The 13147-nt window shown below is 72.0% G+C and carries 12 protein-coding genes; 9 read left to right on the top strand and 3 right to left on the bottom strand.

The window, feature by feature from the left end; all coding sequences use genetic code 11:
• Positions 1-105: 105 nt before the first annotated feature.
• Positions 106-1032, top strand: a complete 927-nt coding sequence (locus AB0J90_RS11870; protein ID WP_363594860.1) for a TIGR03620 family F420-dependent LLM class oxidoreductase — start codon at positions 106-108, stop codon at positions 1030-1032.
• 26 nt (positions 1033-1058) lie between these two features.
• Here AB0J90_RS11870 and AB0J90_RS11865 read toward each other — a convergent pair whose 3' ends face one another.
• The 3 genes from AB0J90_RS11865 to AB0J90_RS11855 form a co-directional block, all read right to left on the bottom strand.
• Positions 1059-1334: a DUF2087 domain-containing protein gene (locus AB0J90_RS11865; RefSeq protein ID WP_363594858.1), complete on the bottom strand. Its 276-nt coding sequence runs from the start codon at positions 1332-1334 to the stop codon at positions 1059-1061.
• A 78-nt stretch (positions 1335-1412) separates the two neighbouring features.
• A complete protein-coding gene (locus AB0J90_RS11860) occupies positions 1413-2879 on the bottom strand; it encodes an ATP-binding protein (RefSeq protein ID WP_363594856.1) in 1467 nt (488 codons plus the stop codon).
• Positions 2876-4534, bottom strand: coding sequence for an FAD-dependent oxidoreductase (locus tag AB0J90_RS11855; RefSeq protein ID WP_363594854.1), 1659 nt, complete (start codon positions 4532-4534; stop codon positions 2876-2878). Before AB0J90_RS11855 ends, AB0J90_RS11860 begins: the two co-directional genes overlap by 4 nt.
• A gap of 200 nt (positions 4535-4734) precedes the next feature.
• Here AB0J90_RS11855 and AB0J90_RS11850 point away from each other — a divergent pair, with 200 nt between their 5' ends.
• From AB0J90_RS11850 to AB0J90_RS11815, 8 genes are all read left to right on the top strand, one after another.
• Positions 4735-5985 (top strand): glycosyltransferase, encoded by a 1251-nt coding sequence (locus AB0J90_RS11850; protein ID WP_363594852.1) that lies wholly within the window; start codon positions 4735-4737, stop codon positions 5983-5985.
• A 118-nt stretch (positions 5986-6103) separates the two neighbouring features.
• Positions 6104-6799: an SDR family oxidoreductase gene (locus AB0J90_RS11845; RefSeq protein WP_363594850.1), complete on the top strand. Its 696-nt coding sequence runs from the start codon at positions 6104-6106 to the stop codon at positions 6797-6799.
• A complete protein-coding gene (locus tag AB0J90_RS11840; RefSeq protein WP_363594848.1) occupies positions 6793-8400 on the top strand; it encodes an MFS transporter in 1608 nt (535 codons plus the stop codon). Before AB0J90_RS11845 ends, AB0J90_RS11840 begins: the two co-directional genes overlap by 7 nt.
• A gap of 100 nt (positions 8401-8500) precedes the next feature.
• Positions 8501-9799, top strand: a complete 1299-nt coding sequence (locus AB0J90_RS11835; protein WP_363594846.1) for a low temperature requirement protein A — start codon at positions 8501-8503, stop codon at positions 9797-9799.
• A gap of 146 nt (positions 9800-9945) precedes the next feature.
• Entirely contained in the window at positions 9946-11145 is a 1200-nt protein-coding gene (locus AB0J90_RS11830) for a M20 family metallopeptidase (RefSeq protein WP_363594844.1), read from the top strand.
• Positions 11146-11193: 48 nt separating this feature from the next.
• Positions 11194-11862, top strand: a complete 669-nt coding sequence (locus AB0J90_RS11825; RefSeq protein ID WP_363594842.1) for a biliverdin-producing heme oxygenase — start codon at positions 11194-11196, stop codon at positions 11860-11862.
• Positions 11859-12170: a DUF2470 domain-containing protein gene (locus AB0J90_RS11820; RefSeq protein WP_363594840.1), complete on the top strand. Its 312-nt coding sequence runs from the start codon at positions 11859-11861 to the stop codon at positions 12168-12170. Before AB0J90_RS11825 ends, AB0J90_RS11820 begins: the two co-directional genes overlap by 4 nt.
• A gap of 84 nt (positions 12171-12254) precedes the next feature.
• Positions 12255-13130, top strand: coding sequence for an NAD(P)-dependent oxidoreductase (locus AB0J90_RS11815; RefSeq protein WP_363594838.1), 876 nt, complete (start codon positions 12255-12257; stop codon positions 13128-13130).
• Positions 13131-13147: the final 17 nt, after the last annotated feature.

Here is a 13147-nt window from a genome sequence, read left to right as displayed (position 1 = left end):
CCCGGTGGCGGCGACCGGTCGGAACGGGCCCCGGAGCCTAAGATCAAATTTGGGCGACCGCGCAGCGGCCGTCGGCGGCCGGAGACGTGAGGCGGTGGAGGTCGGATGGAACAGCAGGTGCGCCCCGGCGAGGTGGATCTCGCCCGGTTGAAGCAGCGGATGGGCCGGGTCGGCGTCTGGAGCAACCGGATCGGCCAGGAGTCGGCGGCCACCGCCGGTGCGGCGGTCAGCGAACTCGAGGACCTCGGCTACGGCACGGTCTGGGTGGGCGAGACCCCGGCCAGCAAGGAGGCGCTGGTCCACGCCGGCATCCTGCTCAACGCCACCCGGGAGGTGATGATCGCCACCGGCATCGTCAACATCTGGGGCCGCGACGCCACCGCCGCGTCGAACGGCGCGAAGGCCCTCGCCGAGGCGTCCGGCGACCGGTTCATCCTCGGCCTCGGTGTGAGTCACGCCCCACTCGTGTCCAGCCGCGGCCACGACTACCGCAGGCCGCTGGCGGCGATGCGCGCCTACCTCGACGCCATGGACGCCGCCCCGTACGAGGGTCCGGTCTCCGCTCCCGTGCCCCGGATGCTGGCCGCGCTGCGGTCGGGCATGCTCGAACTGGCCGGCAGCCGCACCGAGGGCGCCCACCCCTACTTCGTCACACCCGAGCACACCGCCCGGGCCCGCGCGGTCCTCGGGCCCGATCCGGTGCTCGCGCCGGAACAGACCGTCGTGTTGACCACCGACCCGGACCGGGCCAGGACGATCGGCCGGGTCTTCACCACCGGCTACCTGGCCATGCCGAACTACGCCAACCACATGCGCGCACTCGGCTGGGACGAGCGGGACCTCGCCGACGGGGGCAGCGACAAGCTGGTCGACGCGATCGTGGCCTGGGGCGAGCCGGAGCAGATCGCCGAGCGGATCCGGGCGCACCACGACGCCGGCGCCGACCACGTCTGCGTACAGCCGCTCGCCCGTACCGCCGACGAGCAGTTGGCCCAGCTCAGGGCGCTGGCGCCGGTGCTGACCGGTAACTGAGGCGGCGACTCAGCCCGGCCCGGTCGTCACAGCTCGACCGGGCCGCCGGTACGCCAGTACCAGCCGTCCTCGCGGGCCATCAGCCCCTCGGCGATCAGGTAACGCCGCAGCGACACCCAGTCCGTCTCGTAGAACGCCCGCAGCACCGCGTCGACCTCCCGTTCGGGAAACCGCACCCCGGGCTCGAACGCGGTGACGATGTGTTCCAGCAGCACGCGCCGCTTGCCGGCCTTCGCCGGGATCATCACCAGCCGGTCGTCCCTGAGAAACGTACGCAACACCTTTTCTCGGTCACTACCCACCCTTCGCACCGTAGTCGGCCGGACAACCCGTTTTCCCGACCGACCGGCCCGATCCCCGTGGGAGCGACGGCCGCAGGGCTACGCCGTGGCCGGCGCCTCCGCGTCGGCGAGCACCACCGGCGGCGGGACGATCGGCAGGTAGACCCGGAAGCGGGTGTCGCCCGGCGTCGAGATCACCCGGATGTCGCCCCGGTGCTTGGTCACCACGATCCGGTACGAGATGTCCAGCCCCAGCCCGGTCCCCTCACCCACCGGCTTGGTGGTGAAGAACGGCTCGAAGATCCGGTCTCGGATCGCGTCCGGGATACCCGGCCCGGTGTCCCCGATCTCGACCACCAGCATGTCGCCTTCCCGGCTGGTCCGCACCGAGAGCGTTCCGCTGTCGCCCATCGCACCGAGCGCGTTGTCGATCAGGTTGGTCCAGACCTGGTTCAGCTCCGCCGCGTACGCGGGAATGGCAGGCAGGTTCGGGTCGTAGTGCTTCTCCTTGCGTACCCCCGCCGGGATCTTCGCCTTCATGATCGTGAGCGTGGCGTTGAGCAGGTCACGCACGTCCACCGTCTGGTACGGCGCCCGGTCCAACTGGGTGTACTGCTTCGCCGCGCCGACCAGGCCGGAGATCCGCCCGACCGCGTCGTCGATCTCCCGCATGAGCTGCTCGGTCTCGACGGTGTAGGTCAGCCACCGGACGGCCGGGTCGAGGTTCTCGTCGCCGACGGCGAGCGCGACCTGGTCCAGCCAGTCGGTGTCGATACCCCCGGCGACCAGGGTCGGGGCCAGCCGCCAGCCGTCGGCGAAGTGGTGCTCGTCGAGCCAGTCGGTCAGCGTGTCCTCGGCGTCGCTCGCGTCCAGCGCGGAGAGTTCGGGGGCGGTCGCCGCCCGCTTGACCGCGTCGTCCTGCAACTCGACCAGGTCGTGCAGGCGGGTGCCGTCGAGCCGACCGTCGGCGATCATGGCGAGCTTGTGCCGCATCCCGGTGACGTGGCCGCGCAGCGTCGACGTGGCCCGTACGGCCGCGGCGGCGGGATTGTTCAGCTCGTGGGTCAGCCCCGCGGAAAGCGCGCCCAGGGCGAGTAGCCGTTCCCGCTCACCGAGCAGCGTCTGGGTACGCCGCATGCCGTAGAACAACCCCTCCAGGAGGTGTACCGCCATCGGGAACCACTTCCGCATCGCCTTGGCGAACACCTCCGCCGGCAGCACGAACAACTCGCAGTCGGTGATCGCCCGCAGCGTGTTGGCGTACCGCTGGTCGGGGTCGTCGGGCATGTACGCCCGAATCGCCCCGCCGTATACGCCCCGCTGGCTGGTCCGGATGACCTCGACCTCCTCGCCGCGTACCCGCCCGGACTGCATGACGGTGCCGCTGAGCAGGACGTAGAAGCAGGTCGCCGGCTCGCCCTCGGCGAAGATGCAGGTCTCCGCCTCGCGCCGCTCCACCCGGCCCTGCTCGGCGAGCCAGTCGAGCTGCTCGTCGGTCAGCGACTCGAACAGGAACAGCGTGCGCAACTGCTCCCGGTCCAGCCGGTCGGTCCCCTGGTCACTCATTGCGCCTCCAGATACCGGTGTACCACCGTGACCGCCATGGCGCCCTCACCGACCGCCGAGGCGACCCGCTTCACCGAGTCGGCCCGTACGTCACCGGCGGCGAACACCCCCGGCAGGCTCGATTCGAGGTGGTACGGGTCCCGCGGCAACGACCAGCCGGCCGGCCGCTGCCCGTCGCGCAGCAGCGCCGGGCCGGTCACGATGAAGCCCCGCTCGTCCCGGGAGACCACCCCGTCGAGCCAGTTCGTCCGGGGCTCGGCCCCGATGAAGATGAACAGCCAGGAGGTGTCGACCGTACGCGTGCTGCCGGTACGCCGCTGGCACAGCGTCAGCCGCTCCAGGTGCTCCTCGCCCGAGCCGCCGACCACCTCGGTGTTCGGGTGCACGGTGATGTTGGGCGTCCGTTCGACCTGTTCGATCAGGTACCGGGACATCGACGACGCCAGGCTGTCCCCGCGGATCACGATGTTGACCCGGTGGGCGTACCGGGCGAAGTGCAGCGCCGCCTGGCCGGCCGAGTTCGCGCCGCCGACGATGTAGACGTCCTCGCCACTACAGCTGGGCGCCTCGGTCGCGGCGGAGCCGTAGAAGACACCCCGACCGGTCAGCTCGGCCAGCCCCGGCGCGTCGAGCATCCGGTAGGAGACACCGGTGGCCAGCACCGCGGAGTGCGCGGCGAGCGAGGTCCCGTCGCCGAACCGGAGCAGGCGGGCGGTGCCGGCCGCCTCCAGGCCGACCACCTCACGGGTGCTGAGGATCTCCGCACCGAACTTCAGCGCCTGCCGGCGGGCCCGGTCGGTCAACTGCGCCCCGGACACCCCCTCCGGGAAGCCGAGGTAGTTCTCGATCCGGCTGCTCTGGCCCGCCTGCCCACCGGTGGCCCGCTGCTCGACCAGCACCGTACGCAGGCCCTCGGAGGCGGCGTACACCGCGGCGCCCAGCCCGGCCGGGCCGGCACCGACCACGATCACGTCGTAGAAGTCGGATGCCGGTGTGGTGCTCAGGCCGACGTGGGCGGCCAGGTCCGCCTCGGTGGGCGTGGCCAGTGCCTTGCCGTCCGGGGTGATCACCACCGGTACGTCGGCCGCGGTGAAGTTGGCCGCGGTCAGCAACCGCTCACCCTCCGGTTCGTCGGCGAGCAGCCACCGGAACGGCACCAGGTTGCGGGCCAGGAAGTCGCGCATCGCGAACGACGGCGCGGACCAGCGGTGCCCGATCACCCGGGTTTCGGTGGCCGTGGCGTCCGGCGTGGCCAGCCAGGCCTCGATCAGGTTGTCGAGCACCGGGTAGAGCTTCTCCTCCGGCGGGTCCCACGGCTTGAGCAGGTAATGGTCGAGGTCGACCACGTTGATCGCGTCGATGGCCGCGTCGGTGTCCGCGTACGCGGTCAGCAGCACCCGCCGGGCCTGCGGAAAGAGGTCCATCGCCGCTTCGAGGAACTGGATGCCGTTCATCTGCGGCATCCGGTAGTCGGCCAGCAGCACGGCAACCTGCTCGCCCCGGAGCTTGAGCTCCCGGAGCGCGGCCAGTGCCGCGTCGCCGGAGTCGGCCCGCACCACCCGGTACCGGTCGCCGTAGCGCCGCCGGATGTCACGAGCCACGGCACGCGACACCGCGGGATCGTCGTCGACGGTCAGGATCGCGGGGTTCACCATGAAGTTTCATCCTGAAGGAGAGGTAGAGCTGCCTGCCAAGTCTCCGGCAACCCTAGATGACTCCGGCCGTCGTGCCGACCTCGTGGTCGACGCCCAACCGGACATCGGTGCCGTCGGGTGCCGCGATTTCCGTACCCGGCGGACGCACCGGCGCCCGCGTGCGAGGCTCGCGGCATGCTGCACAGGGTCGCGGCGCACCGATGCGGGTGCTGATCGTCACCGCCGGATCACGCGGTGACGTGGCGCCGTACACCGGTCTGGGTGCCCGGCTGCAAGCGGCCGGGCACCGGGTCACGATCGCCGCGCAGCCCTCTTTCGCGGCCCTGGTGACCGGCTGCGGCCTGGACTTCGCGCCACTCCCCGGCGACCTGGCCGCGCTGCGGGCCGCGGGCGGACGGCGACCGCGGCGCTTCGGCGCCGGGGCCCGCAGCCTGGCCGGGTTCGTCCGGCTGGGCACCCGGTTCGTCGACGAACTCGGCGACGGCATCCAGGTCGCCGCCGACCGTGGGGTGGACCTGCTGCTCTGCTCCACCACCACCGCCCCACTGGGTTACTCGGTGGCGCAGCGGCACGGTGTGCCGAGCATGGGGGTGTTCCTGCAACCGATCCACCCGACCGGGGAGTTCCCGCCGATGCTGCTCGGCGCGCGGTCCCTGGGCCGCTGGGGCAACCGGAACGCGGCCCGGCTGGGTCAGCTGATCGCCCGGCGGGTCTACGCGAACGCCTCCCGGCGGCTGCGGACCCGGTTGGGCCTCCCCCCGACCAGGCTGCACACCCTGGTCGAGGCCGCGACGGCACGGGGTTGGCCGATCCTGCACGGCTTCAGCCCCAGCGTGCTGCCCCGACCCGCAGACTGGCGACCCGGCCTGGAGGTGGTCGGCTACTGGTGGCCGGCGGAATCACCCGGCTGGCGGCCGCCACCGACCCTGGTCGACTTCCTCGACGCCGGGCCGCCCCCGGTCTACGTCGGCTTCGGCAGCATGGTCGGCGGCAACGAGGAGTTCCGCGCGCTGATCGCGGCCGCGCTGCGCCGGGCCGGCGTACGCGCGGTGATCCAGGTCGACGACGGGGCGGCCCCGGTCCGGGCGGTGACCGACGACGTGATCACCATCGGGGAGGCACCGCACAGTTGGCTCTTCCCCCGGATGGCCGCCCTCGTGCACCACGCCGGCTGCGGCACCACCGCGGCCGGGCTGCGGGCCGGAGTGCCGGCGATCCCGATCCCGATGATGGCCGACCAGCCCTTCTGGGCGGCCCGGCTCGCCGTACTCGGCGTCAGCCCGGACATCGTGCCAGCCGGGCGGCTCGACCAGGTCCGGCTCGCCGCCGCGATCCGGGCCGCCGTCGACGAGCCGGCCTTCGCCGACCGGGCTCGCGCGGTCGCGGCCCGCCTGGCCGCCGAGGACGGCGCGGGCGCGGTGGTACGGGCGGTCGACCGCCTCGCCGGATAGCCCTCTCCCCGACGGTGGGCCTCGTTCGGGCGACATACCCGCTCGGTCGCCCACCAGCGGGCACCACGGTGACAGGGTCTGGGGTACGGGGCACCACCGGAGCAGGGCTGGAGGGGGCATGGGCGCCAGGACTTTCGTCGTGGCCGGCGGCACCAGCGGACTCGGGTTGGAGGTCGCCCGCAAGCTCACCACCGACCACCGGGTGTTCGTCCTCGGCAACGTCGCCGACGAGGTCGCGGCCACCACCAGCGAGTTGGAATGCGCGGGCACGACCTGCGACGTCTCCTCGTACGACCAGGTCTCGCACGCGCTCGACGAGGTGAACCGGCGCTACGGGGCACTCGACGGGTTGGCGCACTGCGCCAGCATGTGGGCCGGCGGGGCGCTGGAGGAGATGTCGCCGGAGGCGCTGCGCAAGGTCATCGAGGTGAACGTGCTCGGCACGGCGTACCTGCTGCGCGAGGCGCTGATCCGGATGCGCGAGCGGGGCCGGGGCAACATCGTCTACATCGGGGCGATGGCGGTCGACAAACCCCGCCCCGGCATCCCCGTCTACCGGGCCGGCAAGAACTTCGGCAAGAGCCTGGTGGAGTCGCTCGCCCAGGCCGAGGGGAGCGACGGCATCAAGGTGATGCAGATCCACCCCGGCCCGATGCACACCCGGCTCCAGGAACGGGTCGGCGCCGAGTTCCTCGACGAGATCTACGCCGAACCGGAGCAGGTCGCCCGGGAAGTCGTACGGCTGTTGCTCCTGGAGCCGGACGAGTTGTACCTCTCGGGTCAGGAAGTCCTCCGCGCCGACGGCAGGTGGTAAGCGCCGGACCCGCGACCGCCGAGCCGTCCACCTCGGCCTGGGCACCGCTGCGCGGTGCCGCGTACCGCAATCTCTGGCTGGCGCTGCTCGCCGCGAACATCGGCACCTGGATGCAGACCGTCGGCGCGCAGTGGCTGCTGATCGACGAACGTAACGCCTCGACGCTGGTCTCGCTGGTGCAGACGGCGAGCATGCTGCCGATCCTGCTGCTGGCGCTGCCGGCGGGGGCGCTCGCCGACGCGTTCGACCGCCGGCACCTGCTGATCGCGGTGCAGGTCTACCTCGCCGCCGTCGGCCTGCTGCTGACCATCCTGACCGCGACCGGCCGGATGCCACCGGCGCTGCTGCTCACCCTCACCTTCGCGATCGGCGTCGGGCAGGCGCTGACGCTGCCGTGCTGGGCGGCGATCATCCCGGAACTGGTGCCGCGTAACCAGTTGCAGTCCGCCTCGGCACTCGGCTCGATCAGCGTCAACGCGGCCCGGTCGATCGGCCCGGCGATCGCCGGACTGCTGATCGCCCGGGCGGGTGTGGCGCCGGTCTTCGCGATCAACGCGATCACCGTACTGGTCTTCGGGTTCGCGCTGCTGCGCTGGCGTACGGACCACGCGCGCGCGGTCGAGGTGCCGGAGCGGTTCACCGCCGCCCTGCGCGCTGGCGGGCGGTTCGTCCGCCACTCCCCGGTGGTCCGCCGGCTGCTGCTGCGGGCGCTGCTGTTCCTCGTACCCGGCAGCGCGTTGTGGGCGCTGCTGCCGCTGGTGGCCAACCGGCAACTGCACCTGAACTCCAGCGGGTACGGGGTGCTGCTCGCCGCCCTCGGCGTCGGCGCGATCGCCGGTGGGCTGATCCTGCCCTGGGTACGGGTACACCTGACCGCCGGCCAGTTCCTGCTCACCGCCGGGCTGCTCTACGGCCTGGCGCTGGTCGTGGTGGCGCTCGTGTCGAGCCTGCCGGTGGTGCTGGTCGCACTGGTCCCGGCCGGGCTGGCCTGGGTGACCGTGCTGTCGAACCTGAACGCGGAGATCCAGCTCTACCTGCCCGGCTGGGTACGCGCCCGGGGGCTCGCGGTGTACCAGGTGGTCTTCGCCGGTGGGCAGGCGATCGGCGCGCTGGCCTGGGGCGTGGTCGGCGACATGGCCGGGCTGGTCGCCGCGCACCTTGCCGCGGCCGTGCTGATGGTGCTCGGCGCGGTGACGGTACGTCTCTGGCCCCTGCCGGACCTGCGTGGCAACAACCAGGACCCGGAGGCGTACTGGCCGGCGCTGCGGCTGACCCACGAACCCGACCCGCGGATCGGACCGGTGGTGGTCCTGGTGACGTACGTGGTGCGGGCCGAGCACGAGCGGGAGTTCGTCGACGCGATGGAGCTGGTACGGGGCTCGCGGCAGCGTACCGGCGCGACCCGGTGGGGTCTGTACCGCGAGGGCGAGTCACCGGCCTGCTTCGTCGAGGTCTACCAACTCCCCTCCTGGGACGAGCACCTGCGTCAGCACGGCGGCCGACTGACCGGTACGGACCGGGAGGCGGAGCAGCGGGCGGTGGCGCTCGCCGAAGGTGCCCCGCAGGTCCGTCACCTGCTGCCCACCGAGGCCGGCTCCTGATCAGAGCCGGCTCGTAACGCAGCCGGTCATCGCGTGGCCGGCTCGTAAAGAGTCGGGCAAGACCCCCTATTCGGGGCGTACGGGCTGCCAGACTCGCGGGGTGGGCAAGAGAGAGGCGCGGCGACCGCTGCGGATCCGGGCCGCCGGGGAGGGCACTCGGGTCAACCGCCTGGAACTCTTCTTCGACCTGGTCTTCGTCTACGCCTTCTTCAACATCGCCCGGGCGACCACCGACAACCTCACCGGCATCGGACTGCTGCACGCCCTGCTGATCATCTCGCTGCTCTGGTGGTGCTGGATCGCCTACGCCTGGGCCGGCAACTCGATCCGCGCCAGCGAGGGAATGGTGCCGGTGGTGCTGTTCACGGTCATGGCCGCGATCTTCGTCGTGGCCCTGACCATCTCGGAGGCCTTCGTCGACATCCCCGGCGGCCTGTCCGGCCCACTCGTCTTCGCCTGCTGCTACTTCGTGATCCGGATCCTGTTCGTGGTGTTGCAGTGGCACATCGCCGCCGACCAGCCGCAGTTGCGCGCGCAGTTGCCCCGGGTGAGCGCGACGATCGTGGTCGCCACCGCGTTCCTGCTGCTCGCCGCACTGGTACCGCAGCATCTGCCGGAGGGGTCGGCCCGTACCTGGACCCAGATCGGTTTCTGGATGCTCGCCGTACTGGTCGAATACGGCGCCGGCTTCCTGGGCGCGGCAAGCGGCTGGCGGATCGCCTCGGCCGACCACTGGGCCGAAAGGTTCTCGCTGATCCTGCTGGTCGCGTTCGGCGAGCTGATCATCTCGGTCGGGGTGGGTGGCACCCAACTCCCCCATCCGATCACCTGGCCGCTGATCATCGCCGCGGTGCTCGGCATCGTGGTGACCGTCGCCCTCTGGTGGGCGTACTTCGACATCGTGGCGCTCGCCGCCGAGCAGGCACTGCACGCCGCGCACGGGCTGCAGCGGGTGATGCTAGCCCGGGACGCCTACATCTACCTGCACCTGCCGATGATCGCCGGGCTGATGCTGCTGTCGCTCGGCGGCAAGGAAGCACTCAAGCACATCGGCGACCCGAAGATCTCCCATGTCCCGATGCACCCGATCGCCGTCACCCTGCTGTACGGCGGCATGGTGCTCTACCTGCTCGGCCACCTCGGTTTCCAGGCGCGCATGCTCGGCACGGTGACCTGGACCCGGGTCGGTGCCGTCGTACTGACCGCCGCGCTGATCCCGCTCGCCATCCAGGTACCGGCGTTGGTGTCGCTGGGCCTGCTGGCCGCGGTGAGCGTCGCGCTGGTCGGCAGCGAACTCGTCCTGCTCCGCGGCTCCCGGCGCAGCATCCGGGAAGCCGTGCTGGAGGAGCGTCTGGCGAGCGAGGCGCGGGAAACCGCCTGGCGCCGTCAGCACCGGTGACACCGGACCCGGCCGCCGCCGTGGGCAAGCTCCTTGATCGGTACGGGTGCACCGCGCTTCAAGGTCGTTAGGATTCGACCGGTGAGCTGCCCGGCACCGGTGCACCGGTCGGACCGGTGCCCGTCGGCGGCGGAGATGGGGAGAAGATGGGCCTGCGCGAGGACGCCGCGACACTGCAGGACGAGTTGGCGGCACTGCGCCGCGAACTGCACCAGATCCCGGAGATCGGCCTGCACCTGCCGCGGACCCAGGAACGGGTGCTCGCCGCGCTCGCCCCGCTGCCGCTGGAGATCAGCACCGGCACCGACCTCACCTCGATCACCGCGGTGCTGCGCGGCGGCCGACCCGGCCCGGCGGTGCTGCTCCGGGGCGACATGGACGCCCTGCCCGTCGCCGAGAACACCGGCCTGCCCTACACCTCCCGGCACGACGGCGTCATGCACGCCTGCGGCCACGACCTGCACACCGCCGGACTGGTCGGGGCCGCCCGACTGCTCAGCGCCCGACGCGACGAACTCGCCGGTGACGTGGTGTTCATGTTCCAGCCCGGCGAGGAGGGCTTCGACGGCGCCAGCCACATGATCTCCGAAGGGGTGCTGACCGCCGCCGGTCGGCCGGTCAGCGCCGCGTACGGGCTGCACGTGCTCTCCGGGACCCTCGGCCGGGGCGTCTTCTCCTCCCGGCCCGGGCCACTGATGGCCGCGTCCGCCGGACTGTTCGTCCGGGTCGTCGGGGCCGGCGGGCACGGCTCCACCCCGCATCACACGCTCGACCCGATCCCGGTCGCCGCCGAGATGGTCACCGCGTTGCAGGCGATGGTCACCCGGCGGTTCGACGTGTTCGACCCGGTGGTGCTGACCGTCGGGGTGTTCCAGGCCGGCACCCGACGCAACATCATCCCGGACGACGCGAACTTCGAGGCGACCGTACGGAGCTTCTCCTCCGCCACGAACGCACAGGCGGGCGAGTACGCGGTCGCACTGTGCGAGCACATCGCCGCCGCGCACGGGATGCGGGTCGAGGTCCGGTTCGAGCAGGAGTACCCGGCGACGGTCAACGACGTCACCGAGCACGAGTTCGCGGCCGCGACCGTACGCGACGTGTTCGGCCCGGAGCGGTTCGAGGACCTGACCAACCCGATGACCGGCTCCGAGGACTTCTCCCGCGTACTGGACCTGGTGCCGGGGGCGTACGTCTTCCTCGGCGCCTGTGCCGGCGACGACCCGAAGACCGCGCCGAGCAACCACTCGCCCCGCGCCGCGTTCGACGACAGCGTGCTGGCCGACGGGGCCGCCCTGCTCGCCGAACTCGCCGCCCGGCGACTGGCCGCGCCACGCGTGCTCTGATCGATACTGGTTGTACGCGACGCTCGCCCCCGCACCCGGAGGTAGCCCATGAGTACGACAGACGAGCCGTTCTCCGTCCGGCTACGTCAGGCGACCTGGTCCGAGCATCAGGCCGCCGAGTCCGAAAAGTACGTCTCCGCGCTGATCGCCGGTGAACTCGACCACGCCGGCTACGCCACGCTGGTGGCCCAGCACCACGCGATCTACCGGGCGCTGGAATCCGTCGCCGACCGGGTGCGCGACCACCCGGTGGTCGGTCGGTTCGTCGACGACCGGCTGACCCGGCTGCCCGCACTCGTCACCGACCTGGAGTTCCTCGTCGGGGCGGACTGGGCCGACCGGATCCCCACGAATCCGACCACACAGGAGTACGTCGACCGGATCAGCAGCGTCGGCGAGACCTGGCCGGTCGGGTTCGTCGCCCACCACTACACCCGCTACCTGGGCGACCTCTCCGGCGGGCTGGCGATCGGCAGGGCCCTGGCCCGTACCTACCAGTTGGGCGACGGCCCCGGCGCGACGTTCTACCGGTTCCCGGCGATCCCCGACCCGCGCGCCTACAAACAGGCGTACCGCGACCTCCTGGACACGCTGCCGCTGGACGAATCGCAGCGGGTCGCGGTGGTCGGCGAGGTACGCCTCGCGTACCGGTACAACACCGCCGTACTCGCCGAACTCGGGCGGGCGCCGGGTGGGCCGGACCGGGTGGCGGCATGAGCGACACGGACGTCTTCACCCCGGAGGTGGTCGCCGCGATCGGTCGCCACATGAATGACGACCATGCCGACGACTCGCTGCTCATCTGCCGTACGCTCGGCGGCCAACCGGCGGCGACCGGTGCCCGGGTCAGCGGCCTGGACGCGGACGGCATCGAGTTCGACGCCGCCGTCGACGGCATCATCGTGCCGGTCCGGATCCCGTTCCGGGACCGGCTGACCGAACGCGCCGAGGTACGCCGCGAGGTGGTCCGGATGTACCGCGAGGCGTGCCACGCGCTCGGCATCGAACCGCGGGGCGCGCAATAGCCTCCGCCCCGACGCACCTACCGCTCGGCCCGCTCCACCGTGGAACCGGGACCGCACCACCGCCCGACGAAAGGCACCACAGACGTGACCAGCGCAGATCCGCAACGGGTCCTGGTGACCGGCGCGGCCGGACTGATCGGCCGCGCGGTCCTGGCCGACCTCGCCGACCGGGGCGTGCCGGCGACCGCCCTCGTCCTGGAGGACGCCGACGACCTGGCGGCCAACCGGGTCGTGGTCGGCGACGCCGGCGACCCGGAGATCGTCCGATCCGCGCTGGCCGGCGTGGACGCCGTGGTGCACCTGGCGGCGATCCCGGCGCCGCACCTGGACACCGCGCACGCGGTGTTCACCCGCAACACCCGGGCGACCTTCGCCGTGCTCGAGGAGGCCGGCCGGGCCGGCGTACGGCACGCCGTGATCGCGTCCAGCTTCTCCGTCACCGGCCTGCCCTGGGCGGAGGTCGAGCTGCACCCCGCGTACGTGCCGGTCGACGAGCGGCTGCCGTTGCAGGTGACCGAGGCGTACGCGCTGAGCAAGCAGACCGACGAGGCGACCGCCGAGATGATGGCCCGCCGTCACGGTGGCAGCGTCGTCGCGCTCCGGTTCCCGTTCGTCGGCCAGCACGACGACCGGCTGGCCCGCCGGGCCGCCGAGTTCGCGCAGGACCCGGGTTCCGGCGCCAAGGATCTCTGGAGCTACCTCGACGTACGCGACGCGGCGCGGGCCTGCTGGCTCGGGCTCACCCGGCCCGGGCCCGGAGCGCACGTGCTCTTCGTCGCCGCCGACGACATCCTCGCCCCGTTCCCGACCGCGGAACTGCTCGACCGCTACCACCCCGACGTGCCCCGGCGGGCAAACCTGCCCGGACGGACCTCGGCGATCGACACCCAGGCGGCCCGGGAGGTGCTGGGCTTCGAACCGGAGCACCGGTTCGTGGCCGACCCGGCGCTGTTGTCCTGACGCCGGCTACCGTCCCC

This window comes from Micromonospora sp. NPDC049523, from assembly GCF_040676775.1.
Classification (GTDB): Bacteria; Actinomycetota; Actinomycetes; order Mycobacteriales; family Micromonosporaceae; genus Micromonospora_G.
Note: the sequence above shows the minus strand (reverse complement) of the source record. Positions and strands in the feature narration are given on the sequence as shown.